General features: G+C 60.9%; 23 protein-coding genes and 1 pseudogene. 13 read left to right on the forward strand and 11 right to left on the reverse strand.

Features of this window, described 5'->3' with window-relative positions; all coding sequences use genetic code 11:
- Nucleotides 1-151: 151 nt before the first annotated feature.
- Both OP494_RS14880 and OP494_RS14885 read left to right on the forward strand, forming a co-directional pair.
- Nucleotides 152-622: a DUF2243 domain-containing protein gene (locus OP494_RS14880; RefSeq protein ID WP_280541964.1), complete on the forward strand. Its 471-nt coding sequence runs from the start codon at nt 152-154 to the stop codon at nt 620-622.
- Nucleotides 623-630: 8 nt separating this feature from the next.
- Entirely contained in the window at nt 631-1401 is a 771-nt protein-coding gene (locus tag OP494_RS14885) for a cytochrome c oxidase assembly protein (protein ID WP_280541966.1), read from the forward strand.
- A gap of 28 nt (nt 1402-1429) precedes the next feature.
- Here OP494_RS14885 and OP494_RS14890 read toward each other — a convergent pair whose 3' ends face one another.
- From OP494_RS14890 to puuE, 4 genes are all read right to left on the reverse strand, one after another.
- Nucleotides 1430-1918: an ureidoglycolate lyase gene (locus OP494_RS14890; protein ID WP_280541968.1), complete on the reverse strand. Its 489-nt coding sequence runs from the start codon at nt 1916-1918 to the stop codon at nt 1430-1432.
- A gap of 24 nt (nt 1919-1942) precedes the next feature.
- The gene (locus OP494_RS14895) at nt 1943-2770 is read right to left on the reverse strand and encodes a bifunctional allantoicase/(S)-ureidoglycine aminohydrolase (protein WP_280541970.1); all 828 of its coding nucleotides are present in this window, start codon (nt 2768-2770) and stop codon (nt 1943-1945) included.
- A 63-nt stretch (nt 2771-2833) separates the two neighbouring features.
- Nucleotides 2834-3460, reverse strand: coding sequence for a hypothetical protein (locus tag OP494_RS14900; RefSeq protein ID WP_280541972.1), 627 nt, complete (start codon nt 3458-3460; stop codon nt 2834-2836).
- A gap of 31 nt (nt 3461-3491) precedes the next feature.
- On the reverse strand, nt 3492-4427 hold the full coding sequence (gene puuE / locus OP494_RS14905; RefSeq protein WP_280541974.1) for an allantoinase PuuE: 936 nt from the start codon (nt 4425-4427) through the stop codon (nt 3492-3494).
- 278 nt (nt 4428-4705) lie between these two features.
- Here puuE and OP494_RS14910 point away from each other — a divergent pair, with 278 nt between their 5' ends.
- From OP494_RS14910 to OP494_RS14930, 5 genes are all read left to right on the forward strand, one after another.
- Nucleotides 4706-5437 carry an aspartate/glutamate racemase family protein gene (locus OP494_RS14910; RefSeq protein ID WP_280541975.1) on the forward strand — a complete coding sequence of 244 codons (732 nt, stop codon included), beginning with the start codon at nt 4706-4708 and terminating at the stop codon, nt 5435-5437.
- A gap of 212 nt (nt 5438-5649) precedes the next feature.
- The gene (locus OP494_RS14915; protein ID WP_280541976.1) at nt 5650-6999 is read left to right on the forward strand and encodes an NCS1 family transporter; all 1350 of its coding nucleotides are present in this window, start codon (nt 5650-5652) and stop codon (nt 6997-6999) included.
- 42 nt (nt 7000-7041) lie between these two features.
- Nucleotides 7042-8496 (forward strand): NCS1 family nucleobase:cation symporter-1, encoded by a 1455-nt coding sequence (locus tag OP494_RS14920; RefSeq protein ID WP_280541977.1) that lies wholly within the window; start codon nt 7042-7044, stop codon nt 8494-8496.
- Nucleotides 8497-8593: 97 nt separating this feature from the next.
- Entirely contained in the window at nt 8594-8995 is a 402-nt protein-coding gene (locus OP494_RS14925) for a nucleotidyltransferase domain-containing protein (protein ID WP_280541978.1), read from the forward strand.
- 31 nt (nt 8996-9026) lie between these two features.
- Complete coding sequence (locus OP494_RS14930) at nt 9027-9434, forward strand: DUF86 domain-containing protein (protein ID WP_280541979.1); 408 nt, start codon at nt 9027-9029, stop codon at nt 9432-9434.
- 53 nt (nt 9435-9487) lie between these two features.
- Here OP494_RS14930 and OP494_RS14935 read toward each other — a convergent pair whose 3' ends face one another.
- Together OP494_RS14935 and uraH are read right to left on the reverse strand one after the other, a co-directional pair.
- Entirely contained in the window at nt 9488-10231 is a 744-nt protein-coding gene (locus OP494_RS14935; protein WP_280541982.1) for a GntR family transcriptional regulator, read from the reverse strand.
- Nucleotides 10232-10281: 50 nt separating this feature from the next.
- The gene (gene uraH, locus OP494_RS14940; RefSeq protein ID WP_280541984.1) at nt 10282-10638 is read right to left on the reverse strand and encodes a hydroxyisourate hydrolase; all 357 of its coding nucleotides are present in this window, start codon (nt 10636-10638) and stop codon (nt 10282-10284) included.
- A 128-nt stretch (nt 10639-10766) separates the two neighbouring features.
- Between uraH and uraD the strand changes: the two genes are divergently transcribed.
- The 4 genes from uraD (at nt 10767) to betI (ending at nt 14531) form a co-directional block, all read left to right on the forward strand.
- Nucleotides 10767-11291, forward strand: coding sequence for a 2-oxo-4-hydroxy-4-carboxy-5-ureidoimidazoline decarboxylase (gene uraD, locus OP494_RS14945; RefSeq protein WP_280541986.1), 525 nt, complete (start codon nt 10767-10769; stop codon nt 11289-11291).
- 110 nt (nt 11292-11401) lie between these two features.
- Entirely contained in the window at nt 11402-12232 is an 831-nt protein-coding gene (locus OP494_RS14950) for an IclR family transcriptional regulator C-terminal domain-containing protein (RefSeq protein WP_280541988.1), read from the forward strand.
- Nucleotides 12233-12558: 326 nt separating this feature from the next.
- Entirely contained in the window at nt 12559-13608 is a 1050-nt protein-coding gene (locus OP494_RS14955; RefSeq protein ID WP_280541990.1) for a homocysteine S-methyltransferase family protein, read from the forward strand.
- A 173-nt stretch (nt 13609-13781) separates the two neighbouring features.
- Complete coding sequence (gene betI, locus OP494_RS14960; RefSeq protein ID WP_280541992.1) at nt 13782-14531, forward strand: transcriptional regulator BetI; 750 nt, start codon at nt 13782-13784, stop codon at nt 14529-14531.
- An 8-nt stretch (nt 14532-14539) separates the two neighbouring features.
- Here betI and OP494_RS14965 read toward each other — a convergent pair whose 3' ends face one another.
- Entirely contained in the window at nt 14540-15421 is an 882-nt protein-coding gene (locus OP494_RS14965) for a glycine betaine ABC transporter substrate-binding protein (RefSeq protein ID WP_280541995.1), read from the reverse strand.
- Nucleotides 15422-15514: 93 nt separating this feature from the next.
- Nucleotides 15515-16828, reverse strand: coding sequence for an iron-containing alcohol dehydrogenase (locus OP494_RS14970; RefSeq protein WP_280541997.1), 1314 nt, complete (start codon nt 16826-16828; stop codon nt 15515-15517).
- A gap of 23 nt (nt 16829-16851) precedes the next feature.
- Here OP494_RS14970 and OP494_RS14975 point away from each other — a divergent pair, with 23 nt between their 5' ends.
- On the forward strand, nt 16852-18300 hold the full coding sequence (locus OP494_RS14975; protein ID WP_280541999.1) for an aldehyde dehydrogenase family protein: 1449 nt from the start codon (nt 16852-16854) through the stop codon (nt 18298-18300).
- A gap of 38 nt (nt 18301-18338) precedes the next feature.
- Here the strand turns inward: OP494_RS14975 and OP494_RS14980 are convergent, their stop codons facing one another.
- On the reverse strand, nt 18339-19193 hold the full coding sequence (locus OP494_RS14980) for an SDR family oxidoreductase (protein ID WP_280542001.1): 855 nt from the start codon (nt 19191-19193) through the stop codon (nt 18339-18341).
- 165 nt (nt 19194-19358) lie between these two features.
- On the opposite strand from OP494_RS14980, the gene pyrB reads away from it, so the two are divergent.
- Complete coding sequence (gene pyrB, locus OP494_RS14985) at nt 19359-20390, forward strand: aspartate carbamoyltransferase (RefSeq protein WP_280542003.1); 1032 nt, start codon at nt 19359-19361, stop codon at nt 20388-20390.
- Between the two features lie 95 nt (nt 20391-20485).
- Here pyrB and OP494_RS14990 read toward each other — a convergent pair whose 3' ends face one another.
- Nucleotides 20486-21058, reverse strand: coding sequence for a DUF6708 domain-containing protein (locus OP494_RS14990; protein ID WP_280542005.1), 573 nt, complete (start codon nt 21056-21058; stop codon nt 20486-20488).
- 137 nt (nt 21059-21195) lie between these two features.
- A pseudogene (locus OP494_RS14995) lies at nt 21196-21475 on the reverse strand (hypothetical protein); the annotation flags it as partial.

Below are 21475 nucleotides of genomic sequence, written 5' to 3' on the forward strand. Positions count from 1 at the left end.
CACCGTGCCCGCCCTTACCGTTGAACGCCACCACGACGACGTTTCGCGTCCTCCGGGGCGTTTTCGCTTTACCGCATGGCCTCGACTGCCTACATTGCAGAGGCGCTCAAGGAGTGAGCGCTCACGAATTCATTGCCGGCAGGAGGCCTGCATGTCATCTCTTCCCTATCCCAGCCACGCCGACCAGCGCCGCACCCTGCTGGCCAGCGCGTTGATCGGCATCGGCTGCATGGCGGCAGTCGACGAAATCATCTTCCACCAACTGCTGGCCTGGCACCATTTCGTCGATCGTGACACGGCCTTCGCGCTGGCCTCCGACGGTGTGCTGCACGCCATCGAGCTGGTACTGCTGGTGGTCGGCTTCTTCATGATGATCGAGCTGCATGGTGCCGGACGCCAGGCACCCGGCTACCGTGGCCCCGGGTTCCTGCTGGGCGCGGGAGGCTTCCAGGTTTTCGATGGCGTGGTCGACCACAAGATCTTGCGCCTGCATCAGGTACGCTACGTCGATGACCTGTGGCTCTACGACATCGCCTGGATCGGTTTCGGTGTCATCGTCCTGGCGATCGGCTGGCTATTACTCAGACGCGCCCGGCGCGGTCACGCCGCGAGTCAGCGTTAGCCGCCGACGTGTTCCTCCCCAACGTCGCGCAATGGCTCGCGCTGCTGGCCGCAACGCTGTATCTGACCGGCGTGTGGCGCACCCGCCACGCCGGCAAGCCATGGTCGCCCTGGCGTAGTGCCTGTTTCATCGTCGGTACCATAACGCTCACCGTGGCGTTCGCTGCACCGGTCAATGCCTTCGCGCACCACGACCTGCGCGGGCACATGCTGCAGCACCTGCTGGTCGGCATGTTCGCGCCCCTGGGGCTGGTATTCGGTGCGCCGATGAGCCTGCTGCTGCGCAACCTGGCACCGACACGGGCGCGCGCGACGGTCACGCTGCTGGGCAGTGTGCCGGTGCGGATAGTCAGCCATCCGCTGAGCGCCGCGCTACTCGATATCGGCGGCATGTACCTGCTGTATCTGACCCCGCTTTATACCCAGAGCATCGCCACCCCCTGGCTGCACCACGTCATCCATCTGCACTTCGTGATCTCCGGTTGCCTGTTCAGTTGGGCGATCGCCGGCCCCGATCCGGCACCGCATCGGCCGCACTGGCGAACACGCCTGGGCGTGCTGATCTTGGGCATCGCTACTCACGCCACGCTCGGCAAACTGATGTACGCCTGGCTGCTACCGGCAGGCACTGGCGCCAGTCCCGGCGAGATCCAGGCGGCCGCGCAATGGATGTACTACGGCGGCGATCTGGCCGAGCTTTTACTGCTGGTGGCATTGATGCAGCAATGGCTGCGCGGGCGGCAGAGCGACGCTCGTGGGAAGCCGCTGCCCGCGGGATGAGTGGCGGCGACTGCCTACAACGAGGACCTCAAGGCAGGCTCACGCGCATCGCCAGCGGGTACTCTTCGCAATTGTTGCCCTCGCCGGCACGGTCCACCACCAGGAACTCGCCTTCCACGTCGAGCACCGAGTGAATGGCATGCCAGGTCCCGGCGCGGTAATTCACGCCCTGGCGACCATCAGTCACGAACGCGCGCACCACGCCGAGTTCAACACGCTCCCCCGGTGGCGCGACGACGACGATGAAGCGCTCGCCGTGCAGCGGCATGAAGGCCTGGCTGCCGAACGGGTGACGTTCCAGCAACGTGAGGGTCAGCGGCAACTCCACGGGTTGGCTGACGAACAGGCTGATGATCGGTCGGGCGCCCTCGCCGAGCGTCTCGATCCGCGCCAGGTCGTGATAGCGCTGGGTGCGACCGCCGTTGATGGGAAAGCCGTCGGCGTCCCGGCGATCGATGACATCGCCAAACGGCGCGAAGGCTTCGGCGGTCAGGGGCTGAGCGGTAAGTTCGAGCATGCGTTCTCCTCACAGGATATTGTCTCAGCTCAAGCGCAGCTTCATATGCCGATTCACATCCTTGTAGAGCAGATAGCGAAACGGCCCCGGCCCGGCGGCGTAACAGGACTGCGGACAGAAGGCCCGCAGCCACATGTAGTCGCCGGCCTCGACTTCGACCCAATCCTGATTGAGGTGGTAGATCGCGCGGCCCTCGAGCACGTAGAGCCCATGCTCCATGACATGGGTTTCGTCGAAGGGAATCACCCCACCCGGCTGGAAGGTGACGATATTGACGTGCATGTCGTGGCGCACGTCCTGCGGATCGACGAAACGGGTCGTGGCCCATTTGCCATCGGTGTCCGGCATGGCGATCGGCGCGATATCGTTGTCGTTGGTGACGAAGGCCTCGGGCACGTCCAGTCCCTCGACATACTCGTAAGCCTTGCGGATCCAGTGGAAACGCACCGGCGCGTCGCTGCCGTTACGCAGCTGCCAGTCGCAGCTCGGCGGCAGATAGGCATAGCCTCCCGGTCCCATCGCGTACGACTCCCCCGCGATGGTCAGCGTCATCTCGCCCTCGACCACGAACAGCACGCCCTCGGCGCCTTCATCCGGCTCCGGTCGCTCGCTGCCGCCACCGGGCGAGATCTCCATGATGTACTGCGAAAACGTCTCCGCGAAGCCGGAAAGCGGCCGCGACAGCACCCACAACCGCGTCTTCTCCCAGTGCGGTAGGAAACTGGTGACGATATCGCTCATCACGCCTTTCGGGATCACCGCATAGGCCTCGGTGAACACCGCCCGGTCATGAATCAGTTGGCTCTGCGGCGGCAAACCGCCAGGGGGGGCGTAGTAGGTGTGTTGTGGCATAATGTACTCCAAAATAATACCCACTAAATCATAAAATACATCAATGGGCACATAACGTTTATATCACCCTCTCTTTTTCTCTATGAGCTGCTTAACTTTAACAGCGCTACGATATGGCCAATTAGTTGACTCAACAATCAGAGAAGAAGAAAACAATAGTACAACCCCCACCAATAACCCAAAGAACCTCCATGAGTAATGAGGGACATAAAAAAATGAATAAACGAAAACTAAAAAAGAATAAAGACACAATAAAACACTGAAAAATGTTGTAAACCAACGACCAGCCGAGCTCTTCCACTTTATATTAACATCAATCTTATTACTTTTATTGAAGTACAAATAAGGAAGGCTGCTTTTTATTAGTCGCCAGCCTACAGCACCATTCAGTTCCGCACGCAACGAAACTAATGCATCCCTCCATTCTTCATTCGCATCAATGTAGCATGCTTTTTTAAAAGAATACCGCCCTAGGTACTCTTCAGCATTTTCTTTAACTTCCTTTCCAATGCCCTCGGCTTGAAAAACAAGCAACATCTTGTGAAAATCTTTATCATTTTTATCATGGAAGTAAGCAAATATTCGAAAGGGCTCCTTTTTTATAAAATAAAAAACAAGCAATGTCACAACTACTACCCAGCCCCCATCTCCTCCTACTCCCTTAACAATATCCTCAATTCCTTGAAACATTTCCCACCCTTTTATGCAGAAAAAAAACTAATTACCCCGGATGCGTTGCCGCCCAGTGACGCGCGATATCCACACGCCGGGTTATCCACACCCGGTCGTGGGCCTCGAGATGATCGAGGAAGCGCTGCAGCGCGCGGAAGCGTCCGGGGCGGCCGATCAGTCGGCAGTGTAGGCCGATGGAGAGCATCTTCGGTGTCTCGGCGCCTTCGGTATAGAGCACGTCGAAGGCGTCGCGCAGATACTGGAAGAAGGGCTCGCCGTGATCGAAACCGGTGGGCGAGGCGAAGCGCATGTCGTTGGTATCCAGCGTATAGGGCACGATCAGGTGGCGATGGGTCTGGCCCTGGCTGTCCTCGATATCGCTCCACAACGGCAGGTCGTCGCCGTAGTAATCGCTGTCATAGAGAAAGCCACCCTGGTCGAGCAGCAGGCGCCGCGTGTTGGGGCTGTCGCGGCCGGTGTACCAACCCAGCGGAGCCTCGCCGTAGAGCGTTCGGAAGATCTCGACGGCGCGCTGCATATGCTCACGCTCGATGGCTTCCGGGACGTTCTGATAATGGATCCAGCGATAGCCGTGGCAAGCAATCTCGTGGCCGAGCTCCTTGAAGGCGTGTGCCGCCTCGGGATGACGTTCCAGCGCCATGGCGACGCCGAATACGGTCAGCGGCAGCCCGCGTCGTTCGAACTCACGCAGCACGCGCCACACCCCCGCCCGCGAGCCGTACTCGTAGATCGACTCCATGCTCAGGTGGCGGTCGGGATAGGCCTCGGCCCCGGCGATCTCGGAGAGAAACTGTTCGGAGTGGCTGTCGCCGTGCAGCACGCTGTTCTCGCTGCCCTCTTCGTAATTGAGGACGAACTGCACGGCGATGCGCGCCCCACCTGGCCATTCGGCCTGAGGTGGCGTGCGGCCATAGCCGACGAGGTCGCGTGGATAAACGGAGGACGGATCGGAGGATGATGCCATGCCCATAAACACTCCCGTTTCTTGTTCTATAAGTCGATTAACTTAGCGTGCTTTGATGTATACAAAAAATCAATCCCTCGTCGCGCTCTTGCCGGTGCCTCGACTCACTGGCCGACGACAACGCCATCCGGCGGACCTCGGCGGCTCGAGGCATGCCTGGCGCGACAGCCGTCCGACACCAAAGCGATCAGGCATTGACTTATTTTGTATTCAATACTAGAAATTTTGTAGACAAAAAATACTGCATCCGAGGCGAAACCTCGCGCTCAAGGACTCTCATGCGCCTGCATCTCATCAACCCCAACACCAGCACCGGCATGACGACACGCATCGGCGAGTCCGCCAGTCGCATTGCGGCGCCGGGTACCCAGATCGTGGCCACGCAACCGGACAGCGGCCCGGTGTCCATCGAAGGACATTTCGACGAGGCGATCAGCGCCGTGGGCGTAACCGAGGAAATTGCCAAGGGCGAGCGCGACGGCAGCGACGCCTACATCATCGCCTGCTTCGGCGACCCCGGCCTGATGGCGGCCCGCGAAATGACCCGCGCCCCGGTGCTGGGCATCGCCGAGGCCGGTTTCCATATGGCCAGCCTGATCAGCACACGCTTCTCGGTGGTCACGACGTTAGGACGCACCGGCATCATTGCCGAGCATTTGCTGCAGGCCTACGGCTTCGCGCATCACTGCCGCCGCGTGCGCGCGGCGGAGATTCCCGTGCTCGATCTGGAAGACGACGGCGATGCGGCACTGAACCGCGTGATCGAGACCTGTCGTCGGGCCCGAGACGAAGACGGCATCGGCGCCATCGTACTTGGCTGCGGCGGCATGGCCGATTTGCGCGCCACCATCGAGGAGGCGGTGGGCATCCCCATCGTCGAGGGGGTCACCGCCGCCGTGAAACTGGCCGAGGCACTGGTCGGCCTCGGGCTGGGCACCAGCAAGCATGGCGATCTCGCCTTTCCACGCCCCAAGGCGTTCACCGGCTATTTCGCACATTTATCACGCTAATACCCGCAAACGGGGGGAGCCACTTTTTAGCACCGCGACCAACGTTCGCTCATTATCGATCCTCAACCGTCGTGGGCGTCGTCTTGCCGATAATCACAACACCAAGACGCCCGACAAATAGATAACAGCAGCACGCTACGCCACTCGGACGTCCCCACACCGGGACGCACAACAACAAACCGCGGGATCCGCTCCCGCCCGAGGAAAGCGTCATGACAAGCGACTCCGCCACGTCGGAAGGGCCGCGGCCTGCCGGCAAGGCACCGGGAGAAGAATCCCTGGCCCCACAGCGCACCCGCATCATGGGGCGCGTCTCCTATTTACTGGCCTGGTTCGGCGGCTGCGTGTCCATCGGCACCTTTGCCATGGGCTCAAGCATCGTCGGTACGCTCAATCTGCTGCAAGCGTCGCTTGCCATCGCCATCGGCTGCGTCGTGATCGGCGTCGCGCTGACGATCAACGGCGCCGCCGGCTACAAGTACGGCATTCCCTTCATGGTGCAGGCACGCAGCGCCTTCGGCTTTACCGGCACGCGCCTGCCTGGCCTGGTGCGCGCGGTACCGGCCATCGTCTGGTACGGCTTCCAGAGCTGGATCGGTGCCGGCGCCCTGAACGCGGTGTCGGCGACCCTGCTGGGCTTCGACAACCTGGTGTTCTACTTCATCGCCTTCCAGTTCTTGCAGATCGCCCTATCGGTGTTTGGCTTCCAAGGCATCAAGTGGCTGGAAAACATCGGCAGCGGTTTCATTCTGGCCTCGCTGGTCTACATGTTCTTCAGCGTGCTCGACAAGTACGGTGATGTGATCGGCGAGCAGTTGATCGATATCGATGGCACCTGGGGACTGCCCTTCTGGGGCGCGACGATGCTGTTCCTGGGCATCTACAGCACCATGATCCTCAACGCCAGCGACTACTCGCGCGAACTCAAACACGGCAGCGGGCCGGGGCTTCTGGCCACGCTCTACGCCATGTCGATCCTGCCCTGCACGCTGTTCATGGGGCTGATCGGGCTGATGGTCTCCGGGGCCACCGGCGTCGCCGATCCCATCGATGTCTTCGCCAATGCCGTCGACAACCCGCCGCTTCTGATTACCACTTTGCTGTTCATCGCCTTCGCCCAGGTCACCACCAACGTGCTCAACAATGTGGTGCCCCCCACCTACGTGCTGATGGATGTGTTCAAGCTGAAATTCCGCAGCGCCACCGTGATCGTGGGGCTGCTGGCCTTCGCGACCTTTCCTTGGGAACTGGTCAAGGACGACTCTGCCGCCGGACTGCAGCTGTTCGTGCAGACCTATTCGGCGTTTCTAGGCCCAATCTTCGCGATCATGGCGGTGGACTATTACCTCATCCGTCGGCGCACGCTGGATATCGACAAACTCTATGACACCCAGGGGCCCTATCGCGGCATCAATTACGCCGCCTTCATCGCCACGCTGATCGGCGCGCTGGTGGCGCTCAATATCTCGGCGATCTCGTGGTACGCGAGCCTCGTGCCCGCCGGTCTGGCGTATTACCTAATGATGCGCTACTGGCCGGCCTGCCAACGCTTTCGCCAATGACGTCGTCTTCCACGAATATGCATCCCGACATAGAGCGCTTCCATGAACGATAACGACCTGCGCCTCACGGCGCCCGACGCGAGTCTCTACAACGCCGACCTGGCGCCGCTGCCCTATTATCAGCGACGCTGGGGCGCTTTCGAAATCTTCAATGTCTGGGCCAACGACATCCAGAGCCTATTCGGTTACACCCTGGCCGCCTCACTGTTTCTGAGTTACGGCCTCAACGGTTGGGCGGTGATGGCCGCCATCATTCTCGCCGGCCTGGTGGTCATGGTGCTGGTCAACCTGACCGGGCGGCCCAGCGTCAAATACGGCATTCCCTTTCCGGTGGTGGTACGCGCCAGCCTCGGCGTGCACGGTGCCAATCTGCCGGCCATGCTGCGCGCGGTGATCGGCATCTTCTGGTACGGGGTACAGACCTACTTCGCCTCCACCGCCGTCACGTTGTTGTTGACCGCGTTGGGCGTACCGGAGAGCGGCCAGTTCCTGGGGCTGTCGAGCGTGGCCTGGCTGGCCTTCGTCATCGTCTGGGTTTTTCAACTGGCGATGTTCTGGGCGGGGATCGAGCGCATCAAGCGCTTCCTTAACTGGGCGGGGCCGTTGGTCTACACGGTGATGATCGTGCTGATGGGCGTCGTCTGGTGGCAAGCCGGGGCCTCGCTACTGCCTGCGGTGGATGACATCTTCAGTGGCAGCAGCGACGCCGCCGGTAGCGCCGTCGGCGCCTTCTTCACCGTGCTCGGCACCATGATCGCGTACTTCGCCGCCGTGGTGATCAACTTCGGCGACTTCGCACGCTTCGTGAAGAACGAACGCGCCATGCGGCTCGGCAACTGGCTCGGGTTACCGCTCAACGTGGCGGTGTTCTCGTTCATCGCGTTGATCATCACCGCCGGCACGTTGGCGCTGTTCGGCGAGGCGCTGACTAACCCCTCGGACATCGTCGAGCGCGTCGATAGCCTGCCACTGACGATCGTCGCTGCGCTGACCTTCTTCGCCGCAACGGTGGGTATCAACCTGGTGGCCAACTTCATTCCACCCGCCTATGACCTCGCCAATCTGTTTCCGCGGCGCATCAGTTTCCGTCTCGGCGGCCTGATCACGGCGATTATCGCCTTCTTCATCGGCGCATTATGGGTCAGCGTGATCAGCCAGATTGGCATTCCCGGCTTCGTCAATGCCATCGGTGCCGTCATCGCCCCGTTCTACGGCATCATCGTGATCGACTACTACGTCGTCCGCCGTGGCCAGTTGGACGTACAAGCGCTGTTCTCGGCCGCACCCGGCAGTACCTATTACTACACCAACGGCTGGAACCGTCGCGGCCTGGCGGCCTTCGCCATCGGTGCGCTGTTCTCGCTGGCCTCAGTATGGGTACCGGCCCTCGCCGTGCTGGAAGGCTTCGCGTGGCTACTCGGTGCCGGCCTGGGCGGGGCGTGCTACTACGTGCTGATGCGCGGGCAGGTCTCGACACCCGCCCAGGGAGCGCACTGAGCACACGTCGCTGGCGCGACGGCGCCAGCCCCTCGGCAAACCACCGCCAGTGCTACACTGTCGCTAGCATCCATCGCTGCTTTACAAGAGAGCTGCAATGCCCGACCAGACAGCCATTCTGCCACGCCTCGCCGAGCTGGCAGCCCGTGACGATGAAATCGCCGTGCTGTGGCTCTATGGCTCACGCGCCAAGGGCACGGCAACGGCGGAAAGCGATTACGATCTTGCCGTGGCCTTTCGCAACTTCGAGGACGACGCCCTGGAGCGGCGTCTACGCCCCGAGCTAGTGGCACAAGACTGGCAAGATGCACTGGCTCTGACGAATGATCAGCTCTCCATCGTCGATATCAACCTGGCACCGCTGCCCCTCGCCCACGCAGTGATCCGCACTGGCCAAGTCTTGCAGGCCAACGACCGCTTGCGTCTGATCCTTGAGGAAAACCGCATCACTTCAATGTGGGAGATCGATCATCAGTATCATCAGCAGCACTACGCTTGAATCGACGGCTTGAATCGACGGGAATCATTACGTGGAAACCGAATACATCGACGCCATGCGCGAGCATCTCGCCACCCTCGCCGAAGAACTGGAGCAGTTGCATCAGGCCGCCACAACGCCCGAAGGCTTGAACGCGCTGCTCTATCGAGCGTCGGAGCGCAACCTCCAGTTGCTTACCGAGGCCTGCATCGGCATCGCCAAGCAACGCTTGAAGTCATTGAGCGTCGTGGTGCCCAGCGATGCTCGACAGGTCTTCGCCAAGCTACACAGCCTGGGACATGACGACAGCGGCACGCCCTGGAACAAGGTGATCGGGCTGCGTAACGCGTTGGTGCACGACTATCTGAACCTGGATGCTGGAATCGTCGAGCACATCATTCGTCAGCGTGACTATCGGAACCTGCTCGACTTTGCCGAGACACAGCTTTCGGCACAGTAAAGGTGCCCGCCACGATTGGACCTGAAAGATTAACCACCGCGAGGCACACGCCGTCACGCCGGAGCGCCATCGAAGATGGCGTACAGGTCCGGCGTTTCTTCGGGGGCTTCGGCGATGGAGAGCGAGGCTTCGATGGCCTTGAGGTGGCGCTGCATGAAGGCGCGGGCGCGCTCGGCGTTGCCGCTTTCCAGATGTCGGATCAATTCATCATGATCGTGGGATTCGCAGCCGAGATGACCGGTATTGCCGTAGACGGCGAGGATCAGCGACGAGCGTGAACACAGGCGGCCCACGAACTCACTGAGCGTGGCGTTGCCCGCCAACTCGGCCAGTTGGTTATGAAAGGCCGCCGAAAGCTTGATCGCTTCGCTCTGTTTGCCGGCCTTGAGCGCCTGGCGCTCGCGGTTGGCGCAGTCGCGCAGCGCCTTGAGATCATTCTCGGTGACACGCGAAGCGATTTGCGCCATCAGTTCGCATTCCACCAGTTGGCGGGCGGCGAAGACATCGCGTGCCTCCTCGGCGGTGGGCCGGGAAACGCTCGCGCCACGCCGTGGCGTCAGGGTGACGAGGTGCTCCAACGCCAAACGTTGCAGGATTTTGCGGATGCCGGTGCGGCTCACGCCGAACACCTCCGACAAGGCGTCCTCGCGTAGCCGCGCGCCGGGCTGCAGGCGGTGCTCGATGATGGCATCGCTGATCGCGCGGTAGATGGCGTCATGACGCTGCGCCCCGTCGCCGGCCTTGCCCTCGTTGCGACGCGTTTTCTTGGCGGCATGCGCCTGACGTGACTCGCTCATTCACGGCTCCCGAATGCGTTTGCGCTGATCATCGCATTGCCCGCCCGGCGTCAGCTACCACGATAGGTGGAATAGCCGAACGGCGATAACAATAGCGGCACATGGTAGTGAGCGTCCGCATCGTCGATGCCGAAACGTATCGGGATGCTATCCAGAAAGCGCGGACCGGAGGCGGCAGCGTCCTCTTGGCGGTCGAGATACGCCCCGGCCTGGAAGACCAGCTCGTACTCGCCGACGCGAAAGGCCTCGCCTTCGAGAAGTGGACCCTCGCAGCGACCATCGTCGTTGGTCACGAACTCGCCCAGCGTCTGGCGGGCATCGGCGTCAAGCCGGTAAAGCGTCAGGCGCAGGCCATTGGCGGGACAGCCCCGCGCGGTATCCAGAACGTGCGTGGTGAGATAACCCATGATGGCTCCTTGCAGTCGGCATGACACGATGGGGATGGGCAATTCAGCGGGATGGACGCGCGCATCGTCACCCCTTACCCTTATTTTGTATACAACAACTGCGGACAACATAGCATCAGGAGACGCGCATGCGCCAACCCTTGCTCTCGCCACGCCCCACAACGCTCGACCGCGCAGCCTTCGTGGACGCGTACGGCGATATTTACGAACATTCCCCGTGGATCGCCGAGGCAGTATGGGATAGTGGCCTCGCGGCTCCTCACGACACCCCCGAGGGCCTTGCCGAGTCCATGGCGGCGGTGCTCGACGCGGCATCGCCCGAGGACCAACTCAAGGTTATCCGCGCACATCCTGATTTGGCCGGTAAGGTGGCATTGGATGGTGGCCTGACCGATGCCTCGACCCATGAGCAGGCCGGCGCGGGGCTCGATCAATGCTCGCCGGAGGAACTCACACGTTTCGAGCGTTTGAATGCCGCCTACAAGGCGCGTTTCGGCTTTCCCTTCGTCATGGCCGTCAAAGGCTATCATCGCCGCGAGATTCTCGATGCCTTCGAGGCCCGGCTCGCGCATACGCCCGACGAGGAACGCCGCACCGCCATCGCGCAAATCCATCGTATCGCCCTGCTACGCCTGGATGCGCATACCGCCTGAGTTAAGGCATGCGTCTGTGGTAAGCAAAGGCGTGCGCCTTTGGTGGGCTGGCGAGGCCTTGGAATTCATGGAAGAATTTTCCATGAATTTTCCATGAGAGAGAGCCTGGCGTGACGGAAAGCAAACGCAAGTCGGTCGGACGCCCCGCGGGTAACGGCAAAGCCACCAGCGGCCACAGTCAATCGTTGGTGAGGGGCCTGAGTATTCTTGAAGGGCTCGCCGCCGCGCCCGGCGGGCTGGCTCTTTCCGATATCGCTCAGGTCGTGGGCCTGGCGCCATCGACGACACACCGCCTGCTGCAAGCGCTGCATCAGCAGGGCTTCATCGCCCAAGATGCGGAGATGGGCGTATGGCACATCGACGCCAAGACGTTCCGTGTGGGCAACGCCTTCCTCGAGGCGCGCGACTTCGTCGCCACCGCCCGCCCCTTCCTGCACCAGTTGACGGCAGAGACCGAGGAAACCGCCAACCTGGGCATTCGCGATCACGGCATGGCGGTGTTCCTCGCACAGAGCGAGTCGCCGCAGATGATGCGCATGATCACCCGGTTAGGGTCGCGCGCCCCGCTGCACGCCTCGGGCGTCGGCAAGGCCCTGCTCGCCTGGCTGCCACGCGACGAGGTCGAGCGCATTCTGCACACGCGCGGCCTCGACAAGGTGACGCCCAATACCCTCGACACCCCGGCCCGCCTGCGCGATGCCCTCGGCGAGATCCGCCGCCAGGGCTACGCCTGCGACCGCGAGGAACACGCCATCGGCCTCAACTGCGTGGCGGCGACGCTACACGACGAGAACGGCCTGCCGCTCGCCGCCATCTCGGTGTCCGGTCCCGCCGCACGCATTCCCGAAGCACGGCTCGCCGAACTCGGCGGCCTGGTGAGCCGCGCCGCCCGCGAGATCACGGCCCGCCTGGGCGGTCGGCTGCCCAGCGCTCAGGACTGAGCAGATAAGCTAACTTAGTCTCGTTAGCCATTTCATTGAAAATCTCTGATTGTCGTTGCTTGATTGACTGGGGCTTCTCTTCCACTCGCGTCATGAACGACCTGGCATACTTGGCGGCCAGCAGAGGATAACGCCTGTCGCCCATCTGATCATCGGGGAACCCGCAGCGACAGAGCTGATGGGGTATGCACTCCCCTACTAGAATCCCTTATCAACATGAGCCTGATTCATTTTGAGGTGGGAATTCTTCATTGGTGGTGGAAGCCACGGGGCTGCCAAAATGCGGCCTCGATTGAAGACGCACACCACCCCCGAGGCATTCATCCATGACGCAAGACCTGATCACCCAACGACTCGACCAGGGCCCCCTGATCTGTGCCGAGGGCTTCCTGTTCGAGCTCGAACGGCGCGGTTATCTCTCCGCCGGTGAGTTCGTGCCCGAAGTGGCGCTGTTGCGCCCGGACGCGCTGGAAGCGCTGCATCGCGATTTCCAGCATGCGGGGTCGGACGTCGTTCAGGCGTTCACCTACAACGGCCACCGCGAAAAAATGCGGGTGATCGGCAAGGAAGAGCTGCTGGAACCGCTGAACCGGGCTGCGTTGAAGATCGCTCGCAAGGTGGCCGATGAAAAGCCCGGCAACCTGATGGCCGGCAACATTTCCAACAGCAACGTTTGGGACCCGGAAAATCCGGCCGCCCAGCAGAGCGTACGCGCCATGTTCGACGAGATGGTGCAATGGGCCGTCGAGGAAGGCGCCGATTTCATCATCGCGGAAACCTTCTACTATGCCGGCGAAGCCGAAGCGGCCCTGGCAGCGATCAAGGCCCAGGGGCTGCCTGCCGTCGTCACCCTGGCGCCGATGGCCGAGAACCGCATGGTCGATGGCCCCAGCATCGTGGAAACCTGTGTCGCCCTCGAGCAGCAGGGCGCCAGCGTGGTCGGCCTGAACTGCTTCAGAGGGCCGGACACCATGCGCCCCTGGATCCAGCAGATTCGCGACGCCGTTACCTGCCATGTGGCGGCACTGCCGGTGACCTATCGCACCACCGAGCAGGAGCCGACGTTCTTCAACCTCTCCGACAATCAGGGATGCAGCTGTCCGGCGCCCCACGGACGCGCCTTCCCGACCGCCCTGGACCCGCTGTTCTGCAACCGTTACGAGCTCGGCGCCTTTGCGCGCGACGCTCATGCCCTAGGGGTCAATTACCTCGGCGTATGCTGCGGAGCATCGCCGATGCACGTGCGCGAAGTGGCCATGGCGGTGGGGCGTGAACCGGAAGCCACCCAATTTGCTGAGCGCATGGAGAACCACTTCATGTACGGCTCCCATGAGCGCTTGCCGGAGCATATCGCCGCCCTAGGGGAAAAGGCCTAAGTCATTATTCATAATTAATCGGTTGCTCAGTTCCATAGCCACCGAGCAACCGATGTATCTCATATCAAAGACGGTCGAACGTGAGATAAACGTTCAGGGGCAATCTGGGGTAGGTCAGCTTGCCGGTGCGGCTAGTGAGGGCCGGATGTGCTTGAAACTATGACGATTTTCCAATGCCCAGCGAAGGGGCTCTGTGCTGCCCGTGCTGCCGCTCTCTTCTTGTAAGAGCGCATTCTCCATGCGCGCAGGCTCGACACGGCCACGGGAACGCGCATGCTGTACAATGCCCCTTCGGCACACCAACTGCGGGAATCGAAACCATTAGCAAGCAGCGCCAGCGTATCGAACCCGAAACACGCAAGCGAACCATCATCGAGGCAACGCTCAAGTGCGTGACGCGTTACGGCCATGCCGGCACGACGATGACGCGCGTCTCACGTGAGGCTGGCGCCTCCATAGGCTTGGTGAGTCACTACTTTCAATCCAAGGAATCGCTCATGCTGGCAGCCTACCAGGAGCTCACCGAGCAACTGCGCCGGGAGAGCGACCAGCGCGATGCCGCATTGGAGTGCTCAGCGCGTGAAAGACTAACGCTGATGATTCGTTCAGCCTTCAAGAGCGAGATATTCAACCAGCAGGTACTGGCCTCCTGGGTAGGTTTCTGGAGTGCCGCTGTGGCAACGCCGAGTCTGGCGAGTCTCAACCGGAAGCTTTACGAAGAGTATCGGGAGGAGATGCAGTCACTCGTCGAGGCCATTGCCATCGAAGAAGGACGTGTTATCGATGCGAAGGGCATTGCTCGAATTCTGACAGCACTGGTAGACGGCTATTGGTTGGAGTGGGCACTTGATCCCGAGGCTTTCAAAGTCGAAGAGGCGCTGCAGGATTCCTTGGAAATCGCTGAGCGCCTGCTTCGAGATTAAGCCATCATTTAGCGAAAGCTCGCTTCATAAGCTTGCTGAGCGGACTCTCCATCACGTGTTGTTACCCCTTTGAGGAATTCCGCCACGCGCTTGGGATGATCCGCGAGCCAATCGTGCGCGACATCCGTCTTGGGCCGCTCCTCAAGGCTATAAGCGCTGATGAATTGGCTCTGCTCATCGGCGGTCAACGTGAACTGCTCCAACAATTGCATGATGTTGGAGTTTTCTTCGGCATACCCCGTACGCACGATCGTACGCACTTCGCTACGCCCCTGATTCTCACCGTAGACTTCTTCGGGGTCGTCCAGGATATGCATGTCGTATTTAATTGCCATCCAGTGCGGTGTCCATCCATAGAAGGCAATCCATTTTTTGGCATTATAGGCGGCGTCCACTTCGGAAAGCATGCCAGGAGTCGATGAGTCGAGAATTTGCCAATCTTGGAGACCGTATGTGTCAGCGTCCGCCGCCTCGTGAACCATGATGCTCGCCTGGGCGCCACTCTCGATCGAATAGTATTCCGCACCGAAGCGTGCGCGATTTTTCGGTAGATCCAGCTGCTCGGCACTCGTCACGCCGGCGTCATAGATGTATCCCGGCACCGCAAACCCCATCCTTGCACCTGAAACGTTATTGGCCACATCGACGATGGCACCGGCTTCCATGGCCGCGTCGTAGCTCTCTTTCTGCGCCGGCATCCACCCCGCCAGCATGATGTCACTGTCGCCCGTTTCCATCGTCTTGTAGCCGACGGTGGCGCCCATCTCGATCTGTTGTGATGAGTAGCCAAGGGTGTTCAGAAGCTGGGCCAGGATTTCCGTCTTGACCGTCACGCCGGGCCAGGGGGGAACCACCATGCGGATCGGTGTCGATTGCGCTTGCGCCAACATGGGCAAACTCAAGCCCAGTACCGCCGTGCCAAGTATCTTGGTGATTGTTGTCATCATGATTCCTCTCGGTCGTGGTTGATAACTCCATGCCGCTCAACGTGCGGCATCAATGGCTTCGTGAATCAGCGCCGCCAATGTTTCTCTTGGGCAAGGCACAGGATTGGTCGAGTAAGCGGGGTCTCCTTCGACCGAATCCAGGATGGTGTCGACGATCTCGTGCGACACCCCGATATCGGAAAGGCCCTTGGGAATCTCAAGCCTATCCAGCATCGAACAGATGGCTGCATGAAAGGTCTCGAATTGGCAATCTCGGAGCTTCATCGCATGCGCGATCGAGGGTAACTTTTGCTCGAGGGCAGGCCGGTTGAAGCGCATGACGATAGGCAGCAGGATGGCATTGGTCATCCCATGATGTGTAAGGCAAGCGGCACCGACCATATGGCTGATGGCATGCACCAATCCCAAGCCTTTTAGAAAACCGACTCCAGCCAAAAAAGACCCCGTCAGCATGTTACTGCGAGCATCCAGGTTCGTGCCGTTTTCGACGCTTTCCTCGAGGTTTTCCCAGATTAATGCTAGCCCCTGAAGCGCCGCGCCATCGCACACCGGGTGGAACATCGGCACGAGGTAAGATTCCAGCGCATGGGTCAGCGCATCCAGGCCCGTCCATGCCGTCAAGTTGGCAGGCAAGCCAAGAGTGAAATTGGGGTCGAGGATGATCTTCTCGGGGCGCGCTAACGGATGGTGAATACACTCTTTGGTGCCGCGCCGGGTGTCGATGAGCATAGCGGTACTATCGCCTTCAGCACCGGTACCTGCCGTTGTCGGAACGGTGATCAACGGCGGGAAGTCATCGCGCGTCAGATCCGTCGGCGTTGCGCCGTTGTAATCGAAGTCCCACAACGAATAGCGGTTCTGCCTGGCAATCAATGCCGCGCCCTTGGCGCCGTCCATGGCACTACCGCCACCGATGGCAATGATAGCGTCGGCCCCCTGCTCACGGTAGCTATTTGCGGCTGCCAGAGCATCTTCGTCGGATGGGTTGGCGTGAATCGCATCGAACTGCGAACAGAGAATATCTACTTCGGCCAACTGCGCTTTCAGTCGATTTAAGTGATCGAGCTTTGCAAAGCCTGGGTCGGTCACTATCAAGGGCCGTTTTATCCCGCGCCGCGCGCAGAAATCGTTCAAGGCAGCGACCGCGCCCGGCCCCGATTCAACGCAGTAGGAAAGATCCCATGCAACCTGGTCGCGTGAAGAATAAGCGGCGCACATAAAGTCGCTCCATTCGAAAGAAGAGTGATGGCCCTGGGGCCCTGCCGCGGGGTGAAGCGGTGTCCGAGTGGTAAAAGGCGGGCCGATGCTTTTATACTGGCCACTATTGAAACAATTTTCAATAGTGTCCATGCGATGGCAATGAAGGAGCCCTCATGCGAGACATTTGCCAACAATTCATCGACGGACAGTGGCGTGCGAGTTATGGCGGACGTTGCTTGGATGTGGTCGATCCCTACCGGGAAGCGGTCATCGCCAAGCTGCCTGCGGGCAGCGCAAGCGACGTCGACGCAGCGGTGTGCGCCGCCAGGGACGCACTGCCCGCTTGGCGGCGATTATCGGGCGAGGCCCGTGGGCGCTATCTCGAGGGGCTGGCCGATGGTTTGGCCGACCAACATGCCGCGTTGTGCCAAACGATCAGTCTCAATGGTGGCAAGCCACTGGCCGAGAGCCAGTTGGATGTCGACGATGCAATCGCTTGCTACCGCTACTACGCCGATCTCGCCAGACAGTTGGATACCCGTCAGGGCGAGCCAAGCGCGCAACCGGTCGCGGGTGTCCAAGTCCGTCGTTATTTCGACCCCATCGGCGTGGTGGGCTTGATCACGCCCTGGAACTTCCCCCTGGTAACGGCAGCCTGGAAGATCGCACCCGCCCTGGCGGCCGGTTGCTGCATCGTGTTCAAGCCCTCGGAAGTCGTGCCGATGCCGGAACAGGCAATCGCCGATATCGCCCAGGCCATCGACCTGCCGCACGGCGTCCTCAACCTCGTCAACGGCGACGGACGCGGCATCGGCGAGGCGCTGACCCAGCACCCCGGGATCGACAAGATTTCCTTTACCGGCAGCAACCCGACCGGCGAGACGGTCATGCGCGTCGCGGCCACGGGCGTGCGTAATGTCTCGCTTGAGCTGGGCGGCAAGTCCCCCATCATCGTGACCGAGGACGCGGACATCGCGCAGGCGGCGTATTTCGTCATGAACGGCATTTTCGCCAATGCTGGCCAGATATGTTCAGCCACGTCGCGGCTGCTGGTCCACCAAGCCGTGGCCGAGGAGCTGTATGCGGCGCTGAGCCGCCATATCGACGCCCTCGTCATGGGGGATCCACTCGACGAAGCGACGACCCTCGGACCGCTCGTCAGCGACAAGCAGCGGACAACGGTCAACCGCTATCTGGCGTTTGCGAAGGATGAGGGGCTGATCCCCGTGCGCGAGGCGTCACATCGCGAGCTCCCCCGCCAGGGCTTTTTCGTGGCCCCCACGCTGTTTCGCGATGTCCCCGTCGAAAGCCGCCTCTGGCAGGAAGAAATATTCGGCCCGGTCCTCTGCGCTCGCCAGTTCAGCAGTGATAACGAAGCCATTGCCATCGCCAACGACAGCGACTTCGGCCTGGCGGCCAGCATCGTCAGCGGAAGCCATGAAAAGGCGGTCGATATTGCACGGCATCTCTCCGCAGGCTCGATCTGGACCAACATGGACCAACTGGCACCGCCCCAGGCGGCTTGGGGCGGCGGAAAGAAAAGCGGGATTGGCCGTGAACTCGGCCCCGAAGGCCTATCCGCCTATCAAGAATTGAAGCAGGTCATGGCGCCCAGCCGCTGACTCATGAGCGCCCACGCTACTCTTAGGCGTTCATACCGTTAGGTATTGAGAATCACACCGCCGTTGAGATGCAGCGTCTGACCGTTCATGTAGGAGGATTCCTCGCTGGCGAGGTAGACGTAAGCGGGGCCCATTTCGCTGGGCTGCCCGGCGCGGTCCATGGGAACCTGGCCGCCGAAGCCGGCGACCTTGTCCTCGTCGAAACTGGCGGGGATCAGCGGCGTCCACACCGGGCCGGGGGCCACGGCGTTGACGCGAATGCCGCGGTCGACCAGTGACATCGCCAGCGAGCGAACCAGACCCTGGATGGCGCCCTTGGTCGCCGTGTAATCGATCAGCGTGTCGTTGCCCTTGAACGCATTGACCGACGAGGTGGCGATGATGGTGTCGCCCTCGTGCATGTGCGGTAGCGCGTGCTTGGCCATGTAGAAATGGCTGAAGACGTTGGTCTGGAAGGTCCGCTGCAGTTGGTCATCGGGGATCTGCGTGACATCGTCCCAGTCGTACTGCTCGGCGGCGTTGTTGACCAGAATATTGAGCGCGCCGAAGCTCGCCAGCGTCGTGTCGACCGCATGCCGGCACAGTACCGGATCACCGACATCGCCTTGCACCAGGACGCATTCGTGGCCCTCGGCTTCGACCAGCGCCTGGGTATCCTCGGCGTCGCGCGTTTCATTGAGATAGACAACGACGCAATCCGCGCCCTCACGGGCGAAATGCACCGCCACGGCGCGGCCGATACCGCTATCGCCACCAGTAATGATGGCAACCTTGCCGTCGAGCTTGCCGGTGCCACGATAGCTGTCGCGGATGTACTCGGGCTCGGGTCGCATGGTGTGCTCATCGCCGGGTTGGTCGGCTTGTTCCTGCGCGGGGAAATGTTGCTCGCCCATGGCATTCGCTCCTTGAATGGTGGGATATGGCATTCATTACCATAGAAGTCGCTAGCGCCCAGGCCAAGCGAAGCGCACCGATCGACGCAAGCAGCGGATGAAGCAAACGGCGCGTATGCGTACACTACGCGCAGCGATCCCCTGCGCCACTTGCGAGGCTTACCGATGAGTTCCCACCTGCTTTCCGTCGATTCACTGTCCCGCGATTACGTCGAGCACCTGATGCAGCTCGCCGGCCGCATGGAGCCCTTTGCCCAGCGGCGCAAGGTGACCCGCGTGCTCGAAGGCGCAGTGCTCGGCAACCTGTTCTTCGAAGCCAGTACCCGCACCCGTATCAGCTTTCACGCGGCGTTCTCGCGGCTCGGCGGCAGCGTCTGCGACACTACCGGTTTCACCTTCTCCTCGATGGCCAAGGGCGAGTCTCTCTACGACACCAGCCGCGTAATGGGCGGTTATGTCGACGCCGTCGTGCTGCGCCATCCCGACCAGGGCGCGGTAGCGAAATTCGCCGAGGCTACCCAAGTACCGGTGATCAACGGCGGTGACGGGCCCGGCGAGCATCCCAGCCAGGCGCTGCTCGATCTGTACACCATCGAGAAGGAATTCGCGCGCCTGGGCAAACGCCTCGAAGGTGCACACTTCCTGCTCACCGGCGACCTCAAGCACGGCCGCACCGTGCACTCGTTGATCAAGCTGCTATCGCTGTTCGGGCCGCTGCGCATCACGCTGGTCTCACCGCCGGGGCTGGAAATGCCGCGTCATTTGATCGACCTGGTCACCTCGCGTGGGCATCGCGTCGAGCAACGCGAAAGCCTGGCCAATGACTTCAGCGACCTCGACGTGATCTACACCACGCGCATCCAGAAGGAACGCTTCACCGAAGAGATGTCGGAAGCCTTCGCGGGGATTTCCCAGGATTTCATCGTCGACCGCGCCTTCCTCGACCAGCGCTGCTCACCGACCACGGTGGTCATGCATCCTCTGCCGCGCGACAGCCGCCCCGGCGCCAACGATCTCAATGTCGACCTCAACGGCGACCCGCGCCTGGCTATTTTCCGCCAGGCCGACAACGGCATTCCCATGCGCATGGCGATCTTCGCCAACCTGCTGCAGGTCGAGGATTACATCGAGCGTGATGCTCAGGACGTGCGCTGGTTCGTGCCGCCGACCTATGGGGTGGACGACCGCACACTATAAGACTGGGAGCGCCTAGACTTGAGCAGATCATCAGGGCCGCGTAATCCCAGCCATATATATGGTTTGGATAGAAAAGACTAACGACTTTGCAGACGCTACCCATGTTCAAGGGGCGCCCCGGATGACGTACTTTCCCGGCGCAGCTTTCGCGGCCAGTATACCGGCCAGCACAGCAGCAGCGAACACCAGTGCGCCGTGGCGTGAACCAGCATGAGCGGCGAAACGACGATCACCAGCGCGATCATGCGGGGGCTCCAGGACGCGGCCGCCCACTTGTTCTCCAGAAAGCTCCAGGGGGCCAGCAGCGAGCGCCACGGCCAGGGGAAGTGGGGAATGCACTTGGGTTTGGGAAGGTTTTCCGGGCCCTCTTCCATGTAGCGGCGGATATACTCCCACAGCGCATAGAGTTCGTGATCGCTGCGCAAGGGCGCCCCGAGAAAGACAACGTCGTGATGCTCGGCACCGGTGCGCTGCTTGAAGAAGAACAGCATCAGGATTTCGCGCTTGCGCTTCTTGGTCACCACCTGATCGTCGGGATCGACCGAGGCCACCACGTCGTCCCAGTCATAGACCTGATTGCCACCGGCAAAATTGGGCCGATTGATGGTGATCTTACGCGTCTTGCGATTGAAACGCACAACGATATGGCGCTGGACCAAACATTCCATGCGGAATATCCAGAAGAGGTAAACAAAAGCCGCCACCAATATCAACCATACACACCAAAGGCCTATAATTCCTATATAATCACTGACACTTGCATCCCGCCCGACTTCGGGAACCACACCTGTAAGAAGAACACCTGTTATTTCAGGAAGTATAAATAAAGGAAAAAAACCAAACCATAAAGCAGCGGAAACAACCCTAATATAACCCCGCCACTCCATTCATCGAAGAAGGTTCTGACATCCATATAGGTGTCGTTCATCTTGTAGATGGAGCGCGCATCGGATGGCGCGTCGCTGACCTGCCGTTCCTGCATGCCCCGATACTGCTTGCCGTACTTCTCGGTCGCCTTCTCGAACTCTTTCATATCACCCTCGAACCCGGTGATATCCTTCTTGCTCGCCGTCAGTGTGCGGCGC

This window comes from Chromohalobacter sp. 11-W (genome assembly GCF_029889905.1).
GTDB lineage: Bacteria > Pseudomonadota > Gammaproteobacteria > Pseudomonadales > Halomonadaceae > Chromohalobacter.

Coding starts and splice junctions, on each gene's coding strand:
- OP494_RS14970 (WP_280541997.1), bottom strand. CDS start 16,828: ATGGACACTATTGAAAATTGTTTCAATAGTGGCCAGTATAAAAGCATC.
- OP494_RS14975 (WP_280541999.1), top strand. CDS start 16,852: ATGCGAGACATTTGCCAACAATTCATCGACGGACAGTGGCGTGCGAGT.
- OP494_RS14895 (WP_280541970.1), bottom strand. CDS start 2,770: ATGCCACAACACACCTACTACGCCCCCCCTGGCGGTTTGCCGCCGCAG.
- OP494_RS14965 (WP_280541995.1), bottom strand. CDS start 15,421: ATGTTGGCGCAAGCGCAATCGACACCGATCCGCATGGTGGTTCCCCCC.
- OP494_RS14925 (WP_280541978.1), top strand. CDS start 8,594: ATGCCCGACCAGACAGCCATTCTGCCACGCCTCGCCGAGCTGGCAGCC.
- OP494_RS14900 (WP_280541972.1), bottom strand. CDS start 3,460: ATGTTTCAAGGAATTGAGGATATTGTTAAGGGAGTAGGAGGAGATGGG.
- puuE (WP_280541974.1), bottom strand. CDS start 4,427: ATGGCATCATCCTCCGATCCGTCCTCCGTTTATCCACGCGACCTCGTC.
- OP494_RS14910 (WP_280541975.1), top strand. CDS start 4,706: ATGCGCCTGCATCTCATCAACCCCAACACCAGCACCGGCATGACGACA.
- OP494_RS14920 (WP_280541977.1), top strand. CDS start 7,042: ATGAACGATAACGACCTGCGCCTCACGGCGCCCGACGCGAGTCTCTAC.
- OP494_RS14955 (WP_280541990.1), top strand. CDS start 12,559: ATGACGCAAGACCTGATCACCCAACGACTCGACCAGGGCCCCCTGATC.
- pyrB (WP_280542003.1), top strand. CDS start 19,359: ATGAGTTCCCACCTGCTTTCCGTCGATTCACTGTCCCGCGATTACGTC.
- OP494_RS14915 (WP_280541976.1), top strand. CDS start 5,650: ATGACAAGCGACTCCGCCACGTCGGAAGGGCCGCGGCCTGCCGGCAAG.
- OP494_RS14990 (WP_280542005.1), bottom strand. CDS start 21,058: ATGGAATGTTTGGTCCAGCGCCATATCGTTGTGCGTTTCAATCGCAAG.
- OP494_RS14880 (WP_280541964.1), top strand. CDS start 152: ATGTCATCTCTTCCCTATCCCAGCCACGCCGACCAGCGCCGCACCCTG.
- OP494_RS14890 (WP_280541968.1), bottom strand. CDS start 1,918: ATGCTCGAACTTACCGCTCAGCCCCTGACCGCCGAAGCCTTCGCGCCG.
- uraD (WP_280541986.1), top strand. CDS start 10,767: ATGCGCCAACCCTTGCTCTCGCCACGCCCCACAACGCTCGACCGCGCA.
- betI (WP_280541992.1), top strand. CDS start 13,782: ATGCCCAGCGAAGGGGCTCTGTGCTGCCCGTGCTGCCGCTCTCTTCTT.
- OP494_RS14980 (WP_280542001.1), bottom strand. CDS start 19,193: ATGGGCGAGCAACATTTCCCCGCGCAGGAACAAGCCGACCAACCCGGC.
- uraH (WP_280541984.1), bottom strand. CDS start 10,638: ATGGGTTATCTCACCACGCACGTTCTGGATACCGCGCGGGGCTGTCCC.
- OP494_RS14935 (WP_280541982.1), bottom strand. CDS start 10,231: ATGAGCGAGTCACGTCAGGCGCATGCCGCCAAGAAAACGCGTCGCAAC.